The organism is Stenotrophomonas sp. SRS1 (assembly GCF_026130205.1).
Lineage (GTDB): Bacteria > Pseudomonadota > Gammaproteobacteria > Xanthomonadales > Xanthomonadaceae > Stenotrophomonas > Stenotrophomonas rhizophila_B.
In genome coordinates this window covers 1,032,711-1,049,332 of sequence record NZ_JAINFD010000002.1, presented here as the reverse complement: position 1 = coordinate 1,049,332, position 16,622 = coordinate 1,032,711, and the positions used below count along the sequence as shown (strand labels likewise).

Genomic DNA, 16,622 nt, shown 5'->3' with positions numbered 1-16,622 from the left:
CCGCGACGCGCCCTGGCCCCGGCCGCCTTCCGAACGTGCGTGCCCTCTCTTCCGGATGCCAGCCATGTCCCAGAACACCCCCTCCCTGCGCGAGCTTGAACACAGCCACGCGTTCGTCGAACGCCACATCGGCCCCAACGACGCCGAAATCGCGCAGATGCTCGACGTGGTCGGCCATGCCTCGCTGGACGCGCTGACCGATGCGATCGTCCCGGCCGGGATCAAATCGCCGGCACCGCTCGACCTGCCCGAGTCGCTGACCGAAGTGCAGGCACTGGCCAAGATCCGCGCCATCGCCGACAAGAACCAGGTGTTCCGCACCTTCATCGGCCAGGGCTACTACGGCACGCTGACCCCGAACGTCATCCTGCGCAACGTGCTGGAAAACCCGGCGTGGTACACCGCCTACACCCCGTACCAGGCCGAGATTTCGCAGGGCCGCATGGAAGCGCTGATCAACTTCCAGACGCTGTGCGCGGACCTCACCGGCATGGAGATCGCCAACGCCTCGCTGCTCGATGAAGCCACCGCCGCGGCCGAAGCGATGACGCTGGCCAAGCGCTCGGCCAAGTCCAAGTCCGATACGTTCTTCGTGCACGACGCCGTGCACCCGCAGACGCTGGAACTGCTGCGCACCCGCGCCGAGCCGATGGGCATCGTGCTGCGCGTGGGCACCCCGGCCGAGGCGATGGAAGCCGAAGCCTACGGCGTGTTGCTGCAGTACCCGGACACCTTCGGCCATATCGGCGATTACAAGGCGCTGGCCGATGCCGTCCACGCGCGCGGCGGCCTGGTCGCCGTGGCCACCGATCTGCTCGCACTGACCCTGATCGCCGCCCCCGGCGAATGGGGCGCGGACATCGTGGTCGGCAACTCGCAGCGCTTCGGCGTGCCGTTCGGCTTCGGTGGCCCGCACGCCGCCTTCATGGCCTGCCGCGATGCGTACAAGCGCTCGATGCCGGGCCGCCTGATCGGTGTCTCGGTCGATGCGCAGGGCAATGCCGCCTACCGCCTGACCCTGCAGACCCGCGAGCAGCACATCCGCCGCGAGAAGGCGACGTCCAACATCTGTACCGCGCAGGTGCTGCTGGCGGTGATGGCCTCGATGTACGCCGTGTACCACGGCCCGGAAGGCCTGACCCGCATCGCCCGTCGCACCCACCGCCTGGCCGCGATCCTGGCCGCCGCACTGCGCGGCGCCGGCGTCAACGTGGGCGAGCACTTCTTCGACACCCTGCACGTCAAGGATGTGGACGCCAAGGCGATCCACGCCAAGGCTGCGGCGGCGCGCATCAACCTGCGTGCGATCGACAGCGATGCAGTCGGCATCAGCCTGGATGAAACCGCGACCCGCGCCGACATCGTCGCGCTCGGCCAGCTGTTCGGTGCCACGGTCGACGTGGATGCACTGGATGCGGCCACCGCCGATGCGCTGCCGGCCGATCTGGTGCGCACCAGCGACTTCCTGACCCACCCGGTGTTCAACACCCACCACAGCGAACACGAACTGCTGCGGTACCTGCGTTCGCTGGCGGACAAGGACCTGGCGATGGATCGCACCATGATCCCGCTGGGCAGCTGCACGATGAAGCTCAACGCCACCGCCGAGATGATCCCGGTGACCTGGCCGGAGTTCGCCAACATCCATCCGCTGGCTCCGGCCGACCAGGCCACCGGCTACAAGGAGCTGATCGACGGCCTGGAAGCGATGCTGGTCGAGTGCACCGGCTATGACGCGGTCAGCCTGCAGCCGAACTCCGGCGCGCAGGGCGAGTACGCCGGCCTGCTGGCGATCCGCGCCTACCACCGCTCGCGCGGCGAAGGCCATCGCGACGTCTGCCTGATCCCGGATTCGGCACACGGCACCAACCCGGCCTCGGCCCAGATGTGCGGCATGAAGGTCGTGGTGACCAAGACCGACGCCAACGGCAACGTCGACCTGGACGACATCCGCATCAATGCGGAGAAGTACAGCGACCGCCTGGCCGCACTGATGATCACCTACCCGTCCACGCACGGCGTGTTCGAGGAAGAGGTGGTGGAGATCTGCGAGATCGTGCACCAGCACGGCGGCCAGGTGTACACCGACGGCGCCAACATGAACGCCCTGGTCGGCGTGGCCAAGCCCGGCAAGTGGGGCTCGGACGTCTCGCACCTGAACCTGCACAAGACCTTCTGCATCCCGCACGGCGGCGGCGGCCCGGGCGTCGGCCCGTGTGCGGTCAAGTCGCACCTCGCCCCGTTCCTGCCGAAGGTGCTGGGCGGCGAAGGCGATGTCGGCATGGTCAGCGCGGCCAGCTTCGGCAGCGCCTCGATCCTGCCGATCAGCTGGATGTACATCACGCTGATGGGCACCGCCGGCCTGCGCAAGGCAACCCAGGTGGCCCTGCTCAACGCCAACTACATCGCCAAGCGCCTGGCCCCGCACTTCAAGACGCTGTACACCGGCCGCAACGGCCTGGTGGCGCACGAGTGCATCCTGGACGTGCGTCCGCTGGAGAAGACCTCCGGCATCGGCGCCGAGGACGTGGCCAAGCGCCTGATCGATTTCGGCTTCCACGCCCCGACCCTGAGCTTCCCGGTCGCGGGCACGCTGATGGTGGAACCGACCGAGAGCGAATCGCTGCACGAACTGGACCGTTTCATCAACGCGATGATCCAGATCCGCGAGGAAATCGCCGCGATCGAAGACGGCCGTCTGGACCGCGAGGACAACCCGCTCAAGCACGCCCCGCACACCGCCACGGCGGTCTCGGCCAGCGAGTGGGCCCACGCCTACCCGCGCGAGCTGGCGGCCTTCCCGCTGGCCAGCCTGCGCCAGCAGAAGTACTGGCCGCCGGTGGCGCGCGTGGACAACGTCTACGGCGACAAGAACGTGATGTGCGCCTGCATCCCGGTCGATGCGTACAAGGAAGACGAGGGCGTGGAGGTCTAAGCCTCCCTACCCTGACGCAACAGCAGACGGCCCGCGCAAGCGGGCCGTTTTTGTTATGGGCTGCTACCGACTCCCCGCGTCCCGGCTTCCGCGCGCCTCGGAGGATAGCCGCCTTCAGATTCTGCAGGCTGGGCAGGGGTGTGCGGGTTCGCGGGACACGCCGTGAATCCGTCCATGGAGGCTCATGTCGCGCCATCCATGGCGCTCATGGTCCCGCCAACCCACACACCCCCGCCCTCGACAGTCTGTCGGTCGCCCATGAAAAAGCAAACGCAGATGCCCTGCGGCGGAGATGAGCGTCAGTAGGTCATGCCGTCGTCGCGTCGCGTTGTAGTCAATCACTTGGGCATCAGCATCAGCATCAGCATCAGCAACTGCGTTGGCGTTGGCGTTGGCGTTGGCGTTGAACATCGAACACTGTGCATCGAGCATCGAGCATCGAGCATCGGGCATCGGGCATCGGGCATTGAGCACTGAGCGCTGAGCGCTGAGCGCTGAGTATCCAGATTCGAGAAGCGAGCAGCGCAACACCAGCTCGGCAGCGTTCTGCGTTCTGCGTTCTGCTTTTGACTTCCCATTGCCCATCAGCCCCCTGTCAAAGGGTGGGCACGGGTGGGTTGGCGGGACCGTATGCCGCCATGGATGGCGGCATACGAGCTTACATGGACGTACTTGCAGCGGGTCCCGACAACCCACCCGTGCCCGCCCAGGCGAGCGGAGGCTCAAACCTGCGGCTGTTGGCTGCTGGCTGCTGGCTGTTAGCAGTTGGCAATCAGCTACCCCGACCAGCCCGGACCCGACGCGCAATCTCACTGCTCGCCGCAATCACCGCCGTCAGCGCCGCCATCGACAGGAACTGCAACCGCGTATGCGACTCGGAGAGCAGCAGACCGAAAATCAACGCCAACACCCCCAACCCGATCACCGTCAGATACGGATACCCCGCCATCCGGAACGGCAGACGCGTCCCATCCCGGTTCGCACGATGGCGCAGAATCAACTGCGACAACAACGAAATCGTCCACACCAACAGACACGTCGAGCCCACGATGTTGAGCAGCACCGGCAACACCTTGTCCGGGAACACCAGCTCCATCACCGTCGCCGCAAAACCGAACAGCACACTGGCCAGCACCGCAATGATCGGCACCTGGCGCGGATCGGTCCAGCCCAGCACCGCCGGGGCCTCACGGCGCTGCGCCAGCGAGTACATCATCCGCGACGCGCCGTAGAGATTCGCATTGAGCGCCGACAGCAGCGCGATCACCGCGATCAGCGTGATCGCCGTCGCCGCGCCCGGAATCTTGGCCGCTTCCAGCACCGCCGCAAACGGCGACTTCAGCGCCTCGCTGGTCCACGGCACCACCGCGATGATCACGCTCAGCGAGCCGATGTAGAACACCAGGATGCGCCACGCCACGGTACGGATCGCGCGGGCGATGCTGCGCTCGGGATCTTCGGTCTCGGCCGCAGCCACCGCCACGATCTCGGTACCCCCGAAGGCGAACACCACCACCAGCAGCGCCGCGCCGATCCCGGCCAGGCCCTTGGGCATGAAGCCACCGTGCTCGGTGAAATTGCGCAGGCCCGGCGAGGCCACGTCCGGCAGCCAGCCCATCAGCAGGGCCACGCCGATCAGGATGAAGCCGATGATCGCAGCCACTTTGAGGATCGCGAACCAGAATTCGAACTCGCCGAAGTTCTTCACCCCGAGCAGGTTGATCGCCGTGAAGAACAGCATGAAGGCCAGCGCGGCCATCGGGACCGGGATCGCCGGCCAGACCGTCGCCAGCAGCCCAGCGGCCCCCACCGCCTCGGCGGCGATGACGATTACCAGCTGTACCCACCACAGCCAGCCGACCGTGGCACCGGCGGTGGCACCCATGGCGTCGGCGGCGTAGACCGAGAACGCGCCGCTGGTCGGCTTGGCCGCGGCCATTTCGCCGAGCGCGTTCATCACGATGATCACCAGCGCGCCGGCGACCAGATACGACAGCAGCACCGCCGGTCCGGCGGCCTGGACGCCCACCCCGGAGCCGAGGAACAGGCCAGCGCCGATCGCGCTGCCCAGGCCCATCATGATCAGCTGGCGGGGCTTGAGCGCGTGCCCGAGGCGGGCAGCGGCGGGCGGAGTGGCGGAAGCCGGAGTCTGGGATGCGGGCATCGGAATCGATTGGCGGGCAACAAGTGCGACACCATACCCTGTCGGCCGCGCGACGGCATAGGCCACAAGCCCCACCCCGCCTCAGGCGGCCGCGCGCTCGCTGATCTGGGCGCGGTAGGCCCGTGGCGACAGCCCGACCTCGGCCTTGAACTTGCGGGTGAACGCGCTCTGGTCGGTAAAGCCGCAGGCCTGGCCGATGCTGGCGATGCTGTCCGGGCCATGCAGCAGATGCACCGCCATCTGGATGCGCAGCCGGGTCAGCACCTGCTGCGGGGTCATCTGGAACACCTTGCGGAAGGTGCGCTCCAGTTTGGACAGCGAGAACCCGGTGATGTCGAGCAGGGTCTGCATGCGCACGTTCTCGGCGTAATGCGCATTCAGATGCGCCAGCGCGAGGCGGAGCTGTTCGTACTGCGTGCCCAGGCTGTCCTTCTGGCCCAGATCGCGCGAGATCCCGATCAGCCCGCGGATCTGCCCGTCCACCACCAGCGGCCGCTTGCAGGTCAGGCACCACCCCGGCTCGCGGTTGGCGAACAGGTGCAGCTCCATCAGGTTCTCGATGACCTTGCCGGCCAGCACCTGCTCGTCCTGGGTGGCGTAATCGGCACCCAGCCCGGTCGGGTAGATCTCCGCTGCGGTGCGCCCGATCACGTCCTTGCGGGATTTCAGCCCCAGCCGACGCAACATGGTCTGGTTGATGTGTGTGTAGCGCCCGTCGCAGTCCTTCATGAAGAACAGGACGTCCGGGATCGCATCAAACAGGGCTTCGATGTCGGCAGGTTCAACGCGCATGCGGCGGGGAAAGACAGAAGGACACGCCATCAAGGATACCCGCCCGGGCGCCGCCGACCCAGCGCCGAAGCGCCACATGTGAAGCGCGGGTGCAAGCGGCGCCGCCTTTTCGCACCCTCGATTAACGCCCCGGCCGCCAGTGTGAATCGATCCCCCTTCCCGCCAGCTCCCGGAGTCGCCTCATGGCCGCCAGCAAGAAAAGCACGAAGAACGCCCCTGCACCCGCCACCGATGTCCGTGGCGAAGGGGATGAACTGCACCAGCGTGCAGGCAATGGCCATCCCGTGCTGACCACCAACCAGGGCATCCCGGTCGGTGACAACCAGAACTCGCTGCGCGCCACCCCGCGCGGGCCGACGCTGCTGGAAGACTTCATCCTGCGCGAGAAGATCACCCACTTCGATCATGAGCGCATCCCCGAACGCATCGTGCATGCGCGCGGCAGCGCCGCCCATGGCTACTTCGAGCTGACCCGCTCGCTCGGCGAGTACACCCGCGCCCGTATCCTCAGTGAAGTCGGTGTGCGCACGCCGTTGTTCACCCGCTTCTCCACCGTGGCTGGCGGCGCCGGTTCGGTGGATACCCCGCGCGATGTGCGCGGCTTCGCGGTCAAGTTCTACACCAAGGAAGGCAACTGGGATCTGGTCGGCAACAACATCCCGGTGTTCTTCATCCAGGACGCGATCAAGTTCCCCGACCTGATCCATGCGGTGAAGATGGAGCCGGACCGTGCCTTCCCGCAGGCGGCGAGCGCGCACGACACCTTCTGGGATTTCGTCTCGCTGATGCCCGAGTCGATGCACATGATCATGTGGGCGATGAGCGACCGCACGATCCCGCGCTCGCTGCGCACCATCGAGGGCTTCGGCATCCACAGCTTCCGGCTGATCAACGATGCCGGCGAATCGACCTTCGTCAAATTCCATTGGCGACCGAAGCTGGGCATCCAGTCCACGGTGTGGGACGAGGCGGTCAAGCTGCAGAGCGCGGACAACGACTTCCACCGCCGCGATCTGTTCGAGGCGATCACCGCCGGCGACTTCCCCGAGTGGGAGCTGGCCGTGCAGCTGTTCACTGAAGAACAGGCCGACGCCTTCCCGTTCGATCACCTGGATTCGACCAAGATCATTCCTGAGTCGCTGGTGCCGCTGACCGTGATCGGGCGCATGGTGCTGGACCGCTGGCCGGACAACTTCTTCGCCGAGACCGAGCAGGTCGCCTACTGCCCGGCCAACGTGCCGCCGGGCATCGACTTCAGCAACGATCCGCTGCTGCAGGGTCGCCTGTTCTCGTATCTGGATACCCAGCTCAGCCGACTGGGCGGGCCGAATTTCCACCAGATCCCCGTCAACGCGCCCAAGTGCCCGTTCGCCAACCACCAGCGCGACGGCCACATGCAGATGAACATCCCGAAGGGACGGGTCGCCTACGATCCGAGTTCGCTGCAGGGCGACAGCCCGCGTGAGAGCGTCGACGGCTTCCCCAGTCACGCCACCGCGCCGGATGACGGCCGCAAGGGCCGCGTGCGCGCGGAGAGCTTCGCCGATCACTACAGCCAGGCCCGCATGTTCTTCCGCAGCCTGGAGGCACCGGAGCAGGCGCATCTGGCTTCGGCGCTGGTGTTCGAGCTCTCCAAGGTGGAGACGGTCAAGGTGCGCGAACGCACCGTGAGTCACCTGCGCAACATCGACGATGCACTGGCCAAGCGCGTGGCCGACGGCCTGGCGATGCCCGCGCTGCCCGAGCCGGCCGCCACGCAGACCCCGGCACAGGATTTCCCGAAGGCACCGGAGGTGCGCATCATCGGCCGCACCAAGGACCTGCTCAAAGGCCGCTGCATCGGCATCCTGTTCGACGAGGGCTCCGATGCAGCCTTGATCGCCAACCTGCGCAAGGCGGCCGACAAGGCCGGGGCCAGCGTCAAGCTGGTCGCGCCCAAGATCGGTGGCGCCAAGCTCAGTGACGGCAAGACGCTGGCCGCTGATGGCCAGCTGGCGGGCACGCCCTCGGTGGTTTTCGATGCGGTCGCCGTGGTGCTGAGCAGTGATGCCGCCAAGAAGCTGAGCAGGGAATCGGCCGCGATCGATTTCGTCAGCGACGCCTGGGCCCATCTGAAGGCGATCGCTGCCGATGACGGTGCACAGGCGCTGCTGAAGATTGCCCGGGTCGGCAACGATGCTGGCGTGGTCGAGGCGGAGGACGCCAAGGCCTTCCTGGCTGCGGCGGCCACCCGCCAGTGGGCGCGTGAACCCAAGGTGCGCACGCTCGCCTGAGCCGTGCGCGGTGCGCCGTGCTGATCTCAGCGGGGCGCGGGTGGCGCCGGGGCCTGTTTGGGCACCGGCGCCGGCGCCGGCTTCATGGGGACGGCCATCGACTGCAGCCGCCGGATCGAGCCGATCGGCACGGCTTCCGCACGCCGCTGCGCCGGCCACCACAGGAACACGAACGCGCTGCTGGAGCCCAGCAGCTTCGCAGTGCCGGGCAAGGTGGCGCTATCACCGTTGAGCATCACCTGGACCGGCGTGCCTCCGTTGCCATCCCGGATGGCTTCGGCCTTGTTCAACGCATACAGTGCGGCGCCGATGGCCATGAAACAGACCACCCCCATGCACATGCCGGTCAGGGGGCGCAGCCCGGAAAACTCCCAGTTCATCCACGGCGATTCGGAGAACAGCATCCGCCATCCCCAATGCCGCGCACGCAGGCGTGCGACTTTGGCCGGGTTGCGCCGCCTCAGTGTTTCCGGCCAGCCCAGCAGCACCGCCAGCAGTGCGCCCAGCAGCAGGATCAGCACATAGGCCGGATCGCGCAGACCGGCGACCAGGAAGTCGCTGACCTGCAGGTAATCCAGGATCGACAGCCGGAACTTGAAGTAGAAGAAATAGCTCGACCACAGCCCCAGCGCGGACAGGAACACGTAGCCCGCGCTCACCATCAACGCCGGCTCCTGGCGCAGCAGGCGCCAGATCACCGCGACCATCGAGTCTTCGTTGCCATGCGTGACCGGCAGCAACGACCAGTCGGTCGGCGTCTGATCCGCCGCTGGTGTCTGCGACTCGCCGCCAGCGGCCGTCGCGATGCCCTCGTCCCTGTTCCCCATGCGCCCCTCCCCGTTCAGCAGAGCATCGCGCACTTTGGCGGTGGACGGAAGCGGGCGTGGCAGTGGGCGGATGTGGTGCGAGGACCGCCCCGCTTCAGTGCACGCTGAAACTGGCCACCGTGGCGTGCTCGGTTCCCTCGATGCGCAGGTCGATGGCGAAGCGGTCGCACAGCCGGTACACGATCGCCAGGCCGAGCCCAAAGCCGGCACTGCCTTCGCCTTTGGCGAAAGGCCGCACGATCGTGTCAGGGTCACCGGCCGGTGCGGTGTTGCGGATGCGCAGCCGTCCGGCCGCGACATCGATGTGCACCTCACCTGCCCGCGTGTGCGCGAACGCATTGCCGACCAGATTGGCCAGCAGCATGTGCAGCACCGGCCCGGGCACCGTCAGGCGCACGTTGCCGGGTACCTCGACACGCACCTGCACCGGCTTGCCGTCCAGCAGCGCGGCCTGCTCGACTACTACCTCTTCCAGTACCGGCAGCACCGCCAGTGGCAGCGCGTCCTGCTCAAGGCTCTCTTCGCGGGCCAGGGTAAGCAGGGTGATCACCGTTTGTTCGAGCTGACGCGCCGAGTGCTGCACATGCGCCAGCTGCAACCGTCCGGCCACAGACAGCTCCGGTTCGTTGGCCAGCTGTTCGGTCGCGCTGCGGATTACCGCCAAGGGGGTGCGCAGCTCATGGCTGGCATCCCGGGTAAAGGCATGTTCGCGGGCAACAAAAGCACGCACCCGCCCGGTCAGGTTGTCCAGCCCCCGGGCGAGCACGCCGATTTCATCATCGGGGAACTCGGCCGCGAACCCGACGGGCAGTCGATCAGGCGCCATCCCATCGACCAGTGCGGCCAGCTTGGACAAGGGACGCGTGGTGCGTCGTGCCAGCCACGCACCGGCCAGCACGGCAACGACCACCACGGCCAGCCCGGACCAGGCCAACAGCCCCAGAATCTGGCCGCGCATCGGCCGCACCACCAGCTGCTCGCTGACCTCGGCGACCAGCCATCCCGGTGTACCGGCGCCGACCGGCTGCAGTGCGCGCAGGTGATAGTGCCGCCCCTGCGTGCCAGCGAACTCGTGGCGCCACGGCTCGGCATCGAACGCGGTTTTCAGATCGGCCGGGAACGTGGCACTGCTTTCGTGCACGGTCATGAACGCGTTGCGCGGCGCCGACCAGATACCACCCGCGGCCCGCTGATCCAGCTGCTGATGCGCTTCCTGTTCGAGCATCGCATCGAAGAAGCGATCCTCCACGCTGTACACGAACACCGCCACGTACAGGCAGAACAGGCTGGCCACCGCCAGTGCGAACACCGCGAAGGCCAGCATCAACCGGTTGCGCAGGCGATGCACACGCGTCGTCATGCGTCGGCCTCCAGCTTGAAGCCGACATCGTGCACGGTCTTGAGCATGGGCCGATCGAACGGTTTGTCCAGGGCCTGGCGCAGCAGGTACAGGTGCGAGCGCAGCGGATCCGACGGTGGCGCTTCATCGCCCCACAGACGACGGATCAGCTCGCTGCGGGTCACCGTGCGCGGCCATGCCTCGGCCAGCAGCACCAGCAGGCGATACGCGGTCTGCGGCAGCTCAAGCACCTGGCTGCGGCGAGTCGCGCTGCCGCGGCGGCGATCGATATGCAGCGAGCCGATGCGCAGCACGTGACCCTCGCGCCGCTCATGCCGGTGCGCCAGCGCCAGGCACCGCGCCAGCAGTTCCTCACCGGCGAACGGCTTGACCAGATAGTCATCGGCACCGGCCTGGAAGCCGATCAGTTTGTCGCCGAGTGTGTCACGTGCGGTCAGCATCAGGATCGGGATGTGGCGGTCGGCCCGCTCGCGCAGATGGCTGCACACACCCAGACCGTCCATACCCGGCAGAGTCAGGTCCAGCACCAGCACGTCCGGCGGCGCGTCCAGCGCCATCTGCAGGCCGCTGAGCCCATCGGCGGCGAAGGCCACGCGATGGCCGCGCGCCTCCAGCAGCGTGGCCATGCCGGCGCGCAGCGCCGGGTTGTCCTCGATGACCAGGATGTGCAGGCCGTCATGCATGGCGTCAGCCTTCGATCGTGTCCTTGAGCTGCTTAGCTTCGGCCATGTCAGGGTGCGTTTCCAGCAGTTTGCCGAGCACGCTGCGCGCCTGCTCCACCTCGCCCAGCCGCCAGTGCGCCTGCGCGATGCCCAGCGGCAGCTGCGGCTCGCTCATGTACGGCGCCGCCAGCTGCATGATCGCCAGGGCGTCCCGCACGGCCGCATCGTCCTGCGCGGCCTGCAGCTGGTAGTAGCCGAGCACGCCGATCAACTGGTCGTGATAGCCGGTGCGGTCGCTGGCCAGCTCGCGCTTGACCGCCTCCCCTTCACCGTCGAGCAGGCGCTGCACAAGCGTCATGCTGGCCTCATCACGCCAGGGGGTACGGGCGACCGGGGTGCGACCGGTGGCACGTACGATCGCCTCGGCGACCGCCGGCGTGGAGTACGGGTTCTGTCCGGTGATCAGACGCCCGTCCACCACCAGCTTGGGCATCATCAGCGGCGCCTGCTCCCAGCGCGCACCGCGTTCGCGCAGCGCGGTTTCCAGCAGGAACGGGAACTCCTTGGCCCAGCGCTTGCCGAACACGCCCTCCTCCGCATTGGTGAAACCGGTCATGCGGCGACCTGCGACCAGCAGTGATCCGTCCGTCAGCCGTACATCCACCAGCGCGGCCGGACCGTGGCAGACGGCGGCGACCACGGCGCCGCCGTCGTGCAGCGTACCGAGCAGGCCGCGCAGCGCCGCATCGGTCGGCAGATCGAACATGGCGCCCTTGCCGCCAACCACGTAGACCGCCGCATAGTCGGCCGCACGCAGGGTCGAGGTGGCGCGGGTATCGGCCAGCAGCGCGATCGCCGCCGGATCGGCCAGCACGCGCGCGTTGAAGGGCTCCTTCGGGTCGAACTTGTCGGCCTCCACCGGCCCGCCGCGTGGGCTGGCCACCTGCACGGCCAGGCCGTTGTCGCGGAAGATCAGGTAGGCCTGGGCAAACTCGTCCATCTCGAAACCGGGGCGGGTCTTGCCGTGATCACGGCCTTCGCCGCTGACCACGATCAGCACCGTATCGGATGCCGCGGGGCGGGCATGCAGTGCGGGGACAGCCAGCAGCAGGGCCAGAACGGCACCGGTGCGGCGCAGCAGGGACAGCATCATGGGTGGCACTCCTTGGGAAGTGACCCCAGCCTGCCGCGCGGATGTGAAGCAGATTTCAAGCGGGCGCCTGCGTGCACGCAGCTGAACAACCCGACCGCCGGGCGCCGTGTCGATGGCTCCATCGGCCCGAAGATGCGAAAATCCCTCCCCCTCCAGGGCAGGCCCCGCGCCAGCCGATTCCCGAGATACCGTGAAGACCCCCCAAGGCTTGCAGGCGCTGATCGACGACGGCGTGATCGATGAAGTGCTCCGCCCGCTCAAGAGCGGCAAGGAAGCAGCGGTATACGTGGTCCGCAGCGGCGACGATGTGCGCTGCGCGAAGGTCTACAAGGACATGGCCCAGCGCAGCTTCCAGCAGCGCGTGCAGTACCAGGAAGGCCGCAAGGTCCGTGGCAGCCGCGAAGCGCGCGCCGTGGGCAAGGCCAGCAACTACGGCCGCAAGCAGCAGGAAGCAGCCTGGAAGAACACCGAGGTCGATGCGCTGTACCAGCTGCGCGATGCCGGCGTGCGCGTGCCCGAGCCGTATGGCTACTTCCACGGCGTGCTGGTGATGGAGCTGGTCACCGATGCTGAAGGCTATTCCGCCGCGCGCCTGGGCGAGGTTGAACTCAGCCCGGAACAGGCGCGCGAGTTCCACCAGATCCTGGTCCGCCAGGTGGTGCGCATGCTGTGCTGCGGTCTGATCCACGGCGATCTGTCGCCGTACAACGTGCTGGTCGGCCCGGAAGGCCCGGTGGTGATCGATTTCCCGCAGGTGGTCAGTGCGGCGGGCAACAATGCCGCACGCACGATGCTGCTGCGCGACGTCAACAACCTCACCGCGTATCTGGGCCGCTGGGCACCGGAGCTGCTGGAGACCTGGTACGGCGAGGAGATGTGGGCGCTGTTCGAGGCTGGCGATCTGCTGCCGGACAGCGTACTGACCGGTGAATTCGAGCAGGATGAGAGCACCATCGATCTGGATGGCGTCCGCCATGCCATCAACGATGCGCGCGAAGAAGCGCTGATCCGCCAGCAGGGCCGCGAAGCAGCGGAAGAGAACGAGGACTGAGCGGGCGCGCCGCTGCGTCGGCCAGCCCGATCGGCATGAAAAAGCCCCGCCGAAGCGGGGCTTTTCTGTATTACTCAGCGCACACGTGTCGTCATGCTGCCTGCAATGCCGCCGGGCGACGCAGGCTTGCCGCGCTGTTGTCCAGCTTGAACACCGCCACCGATTCGGTCAGTGCATACGCCTGTTCTTCCAGCGCGCGGCTGGCAGCGGTGGCTTCTTCCACGAGCGCCGCGTTCTGCTGGGTCACCTGGTCCATCTGCACGACCACCTGGTTGACCTGCTCGATGCCGGCGGCCTGTTCCTTGGTCGCGGCGGCGATGTCGCTCATCAGCTGATTGGTGCGCGAGCTGGCCTGGGTCAGGCGGGCGATCGCCGCTTCGGACTGCACGGTCACGCTCAGTCCGGTCTTGACCTTGCTGCTGGACTCGTCGATCAGGTCCTTGATCTCCTTGGCCGCCGTACCGGCACGCTGCGCCAGCGTGCGCACCTCGGTCGCCACGACCGCGAAACCGCGCCCGTTCTCACCGGCACGGGCCGCTTCCACCGCCGCGTTCAAGGCCAGGATATTGGTCTGGAACGCGATGCCATCGATCACCGAGGAGATCTCGGAGATGCGCGCCGAAGACTGGTCGATCTCGCTCATGACGGCTGCCATCTGCGCGATGGCCTGCTCGGTTGCCTTGACCGCGGCACCGGCCGCATGGGCTTCGTGGTCGGCCTGGTTGGCCAGCTCGGCGTTCTGGCGGACCGTGGAGGTCAGCTCTTCCATCGAGGCAGCGGCCTCTTCCAGATTGGCCGCCTGCTGCTCGGTGCGGCGCGACAGGTCGCTGTGGCCTGCGGCCAGTTCCTGTGCGGCATCGTTGATGCTGCCGGCTGCACCCTGGATCTGCTGCACGATGCCGGTCAGCTGCACAGCGGTTACCGTGGCATCGTCGCGCATCTGCGCGAACACACCTTCGTAGTGGCCATCCATGCGCGAGGTCAGATCGCCCGTGGAGATCGCGCGCAGCACCTGCGACAGGTCGGCGATGCTGCTCTGCGAGCTGGCCATCATCCCGTTCAACTGGGCGACCATCGCGCGGAACTGGAACTGGAAGCTCTGCTCGGTACCACGCACCGAGAAGTCGCCCGCACGTGCAGCCGACGCCAGCGTCTCGATCTGCTGGTTGATCGCCATCAGGCTGTCCTTGACGGTCGCCATGGTGGTGGTCAATACCGCCTTTTCACCTGGATAGGTGTCCAGATCGCGGCTCAGGTCGCCGATCGCATAGCGCTGCATCACCTCGACCATGTGGAACTCGACGGCCACGTGTGACCCGACGAGCTCGTTGGTGGCGCGGATCATGCGTCCGAAATCGCCGGGGAAGGCGGCTTCGTCCATGCGGTAGCTGATGGCGCCGGCTTCATGCTGGCGGGCCATGTCCAGCTGGGCAGTGATCGCGCCCTGGACGGTCTGGCGGACCGTGGCCATGGCGTTGCCCAACTGGGTGATCTCGTCGCGGCCGCCCAGGCGGAAGTCCTGCTCCAGGTCGCCCTTGGCCATGCGGGTCGCCAGACCGACGGCGCGTGCCAGCGGACCAGTCAAGCTGCGCCCGATCAACACCGAGGCCGTGATGCCGACCACCAGCGCGATCGCGCCCAGCACCAGCAACTGCAGGAACGTGCGCTCACCCAGCCGGATCGCCTCGGCGGCAGCCTGGCGGCTCTGCGTTTCTTCGTAGCTCACCCCATCGCCGAGGGCTTTGTTCCAAGCGTTGGCAGCTTCCTGCACGGCGCCCAGCGTCAACGCGGTGGCACCGGCGAAATCGCCCAGCTTGAGCTGTTCGCTCATCTGCTTGTTGAGCGGGCGCGCGACCGCGCGGGCCGCTGCGATGGCGTCGCCGATCGCCTTGTCGTCAGCATTGGTGGGCAACGCCTGATAGGCAGTCCAGCTGGCCTCGTAACGCTTCACCAGGTCGGCGATGCGCACTTCGTCATCGGCCAGGCGGTCGCCCTGGCGGATCAGCATCTCGCGCCGCACCACCATCATCTGGTTGTTGGCATCGAGCATTTCCGACAGCAGCCGGACCTTGGCCACATTGACCTCGACCACCTGCTGCATCGACTGTTTCTGTTCCGCGCTGCCGGTCGCGCCGATGGCGACGACCGCAGCCACCAGCAGCAGCAACAGACCGAAGCCCAGGCCAAGCCGCCAGACGACGCTGACGTTCCGCAAATAATCCATGACAACTTCCAAACGTGGGGGGTGCACTGGTATCGGCCTTCCCTGGGCGGCCTTGATCCGTGGGCGTGTTGAGGGGTGAATGGGTTCACGTAGCGGACACATTGGCCGGGCCGGTGCCCACACTCAGCCGCGCGTCAGGCTTTTCACGGCCACTGCGCATGCCCGGCAGGCATGGTGGAAGCACGTCTCTCCTGGAATGTCCGATGACCCCTCGCCTGCACCAGATCGCCCGCATGTCCGCCCTCGCCCTGGCGCTTGCCGCCCCTGTCTGGGCGGTCGCCCAGACGGCACCGGCCGCGACACCGGCTACCGCCACGGCCGACACGCCGCTGGCCACCGGGCCGCGCTCGGACCTGCATGCCCAGGTGCTGCTTGACCGCGCCCACTTCTCTCCGGGGCAGATCGATGGCGAAGTGGGTTCCAACCAGAAGCGGGCCGTGTCCGGCTTCCAGGCCGCCCGCGGGATCAAGGTGACCGGTGAACTGGACGATGCGACCTGGAAGGCCCTGCAGCCGGACAGCGCCCCGCCGCTGGTGCGCTACACGCTGACCGCCGAGGATGTGGCCGGCCCGTTCCAGCCCGTGCCGAAGGGGCCGGCCGAACAGGCCAAGCTGACATCGCTGGGCTTCGGCTCCGTGGAAGAAGCACTGGGCGAACGCTTCCACGCCTCGCCCGACCTGCTGAAGGCGCTCAATCCCGGTGTGGACCTGGGCAAGGCCGGCAGCGTGATCCAGGTACCGAACATCGCGGTCACCCCGCTGGCCAAAGCCAGCAAGCTGGTGATCGACAAATCCGACTCGACGCTCCGGTTGTTCGATGCCGATGGCAAGGTCTATGCACAGTTCCCCGTGTCGTCGGGCAGCAAACATGACCCGCTGCCGATTGGCAAATGGAAGATCCTCGGCATCTCGCGCGATCCGACCTTCCACTACAACCCCAAGTTGTTCTGGGACGCCAAGGCCGGCGACAGCAAGGCGGTGCTGCCGCCGGGCCCGAACAATCCGGTCGGCGTGGTCTGGATCGACATTTCCAAACCGCATTACGGTCTGCACGGCACGCCCGAGCCTGGCCACGTGGGCAAGACCGAGTCCCATGGCTGTGTGCGCCTGACCAACTGGGATGCGCTGCAGGTAGCCGACGCGGTGGATGCCTCCGTGCCCGTCGTGATGCAGGAGTAAGCG

11 protein-coding genes are annotated in these 16,622 nt (G+C 67.1%); 4 read left to right on the top strand and 7 right to left on the bottom strand.

All coding sequences use genetic code 11. The annotated features are described in order from the left end of the window. The first annotated feature begins 55 nt into the window (after positions 1–55). A complete protein-coding gene (gcvP, locus tag K4043_RS10240; RefSeq protein WP_259259513.1) occupies positions 56–2,935 on the top strand; it encodes an aminomethyl-transferring glycine dehydrogenase in 2,880 nt (959 codons plus the stop codon). Between the two features lie 772 nt (positions 2,936–3,707). Here gcvP and K4043_RS10235 read toward each other — a convergent pair. Together K4043_RS10235 and K4043_RS10230 are read right to left on the bottom strand one after the other, a co-directional pair. Further along, entirely contained in the window at positions 3,708–5,099 is a 1,392-nt protein-coding gene (locus tag K4043_RS10235) for an amino acid permease (RefSeq protein ID WP_265309257.1), read from the bottom strand. Between the two features lie 81 nt (positions 5,100–5,180). Then, positions 5,181–5,891: an AraC family transcriptional regulator gene (locus tag K4043_RS10230; RefSeq protein WP_123730501.1), complete on the bottom strand. Its 711-nt coding sequence runs from the start codon at positions 5,889–5,891 to the stop codon at positions 5,181–5,183. 182 nt (positions 5,892–6,073) lie between these two features. Here K4043_RS10230 and K4043_RS10225 point away from each other — a divergent pair, with 182 nt between their 5' ends. Continuing rightward, positions 6,074–8,164, top strand: a complete 2,091-nt coding sequence (locus tag K4043_RS10225; protein WP_123730500.1) for a catalase — start codon at positions 6,074–6,076, stop codon at positions 8,162–8,164. 26 nt (positions 8,165–8,190) lie between these two features. Here K4043_RS10225 and K4043_RS10220 read toward each other — a convergent pair whose 3' ends face one another. From K4043_RS10220 to K4043_RS10205, 4 genes are all read right to left on the bottom strand, one after another. Then, on the bottom strand, positions 8,191–8,991 hold the full coding sequence (locus tag K4043_RS10220) for a hypothetical protein (RefSeq protein WP_265309256.1): 801 nt from the start codon (positions 8,989–8,991) through the stop codon (positions 8,191–8,193). Between the two features lie 94 nt (positions 8,992–9,085). Then, entirely contained in the window at positions 9,086–10,351 is a 1,266-nt protein-coding gene (locus K4043_RS10215; protein ID WP_265309255.1) for a HAMP domain-containing sensor histidine kinase, read from the bottom strand. After that, positions 10,348–11,034 carry a response regulator transcription factor gene (locus tag K4043_RS10210; protein ID WP_265309254.1) on the bottom strand — a complete coding sequence of 229 codons (687 nt, stop codon included), beginning with the start codon at positions 11,032–11,034 and terminating at the stop codon, positions 10,348–10,350. The genes K4043_RS10215 and K4043_RS10210 overlap by 4 nt, the downstream gene beginning before the upstream one ends. 4 nt (positions 11,035–11,038) lie before the next feature. After that, complete coding sequence (locus tag K4043_RS10205) at positions 11,039–12,166, bottom strand: DJ-1/PfpI family protein (protein WP_265309252.1); 1,128 nt, start codon at positions 12,164–12,166, stop codon at positions 11,039–11,041. Positions 12,167–12,356: 190 nt separating this feature from the next. On the opposite strand from K4043_RS10205, the gene K4043_RS10200 reads away from it, so the two are divergent. Next, a complete protein-coding gene (locus tag K4043_RS10200; RefSeq protein WP_123730495.1) occupies positions 12,357–13,217 on the top strand; it encodes a PA4780 family RIO1-like protein kinase in 861 nt (286 codons plus the stop codon). A 91-nt stretch (positions 13,218–13,308) separates the two neighbouring features. Here the strand turns inward: K4043_RS10200 and K4043_RS10195 are convergent, their stop codons facing one another. Next, positions 13,309–15,441, bottom strand: coding sequence for a methyl-accepting chemotaxis protein (locus tag K4043_RS10195; RefSeq protein WP_265309250.1), 2,133 nt, complete (start codon positions 15,439–15,441; stop codon positions 13,309–13,311). A 203-nt stretch (positions 15,442–15,644) separates the two neighbouring features. On the opposite strand from K4043_RS10195, the gene K4043_RS10190 reads away from it, so the two are divergent. Further along, positions 15,645–16,619, top strand: a complete 975-nt coding sequence (locus K4043_RS10190) for a L,D-transpeptidase (protein WP_123730493.1) — start codon at positions 15,645–15,647, stop codon at positions 16,617–16,619. Positions 16,620–16,622: the final 3 nt, after the last annotated feature.